2 protein-coding genes are annotated in these 931 nt (G+C 44.6%); both read right to left on the reverse strand.

What is annotated here, in order from left to right:
* Window positions 1–382, reverse strand: a 382-nt coding sequence (locus LI114_RS13600) for a Bro-N domain-containing protein (RefSeq protein WP_264468344.1), incomplete at its 3' end; no start/stop codon positions are given.
* A partial coding sequence (locus LI114_RS13605) for a DNA cytosine methyltransferase (RefSeq protein ID WP_227221115.1) occupies window positions 375–931 on the reverse strand: 557 nt, incomplete at its 5' end. The genes LI114_RS13600 and LI114_RS13605, both read right to left, overlap by 8 nt.

A 931-nucleotide genomic window follows, 5' to 3' on the forward strand; every position in this document is an offset into this window, starting at 1 on the left:
TTTTGTACGGTTCGTCGAGGAAGGGCAGGTAGTTTTCAATAAACATTTCTTCGTTCGAAACATAACCGCCTGTTCTGCGTATAGTTGGGAGGACATCGTCAAATATCCAGCTTTCAAATTTCTCAGCAGAGGGAAGTCTGGAGTGGGATATAAGGCGGTACACATCACCTTCGGATATCATTTTCATTTCCTGTGCACCGCCATTTGTAAGGAGGCGGCGTTTTACAGCCCCCTTACAATGAGCATTTATCGCATCTTTTGGCCTTCTGTACCCTAATGCCTTTGCAACATCAGAGCCGCAGAAAAGTATTTTCCCGTTTTCCTCGATAGTTCTCACCGAGCCAAACTCCTCATTCACAAATGTTTTTATCGTATTATCCATTTGTATTCTCCCTTTCAATTTCTAAAATATACTTTGCCAGAGCCTCAATAACATTAGTTGTCACTGCATTTCCTGCCTGTTTGTAAAGCTGAGCGTCAGACATTCCTGTGGCTTTCACCCTTTCAAACTGCTCATCTGTAAAGCCCTGCAGTCTCCAGCACTCCAACGGCATAAGCTTTCTGATATACCCGCAGTAAACAACGCCGTGTCTGTCAGTAACGGTCAAAGTAAACATAGGCTCGTTTGGAAGTTTAAATCTTCTGCCTTGCTGTCTTGTTTCTGCTTTTGCAGGGTCAAGCACAGCTATCGGGTCTGTTATGAGGACAACTCCGGATTTTTCGCCTTTGTGATGACCGATACCGCTGTCCTGCCTTGACGTTATACAGCGTGCTAATTCCGTAACTTTCGGTTCGGGATTCATATCTATCCCCAATGCGTAATATCCCTGATTACAGCTTGTTGTAAGGGTATGAGCTATCTCCTTTCCTACTCTCCCTCTCCTTGAATTCATATTTGGATATGCAAGGTCAATGCTGTCACCGGGCAGAG

This window comes from Ruminococcus sp. 210702-SL.1.03, from assembly GCF_020559915.1.
Classification (GTDB): Bacteria; Bacillota; Clostridia; order Oscillospirales; family Ruminococcaceae; genus YE71.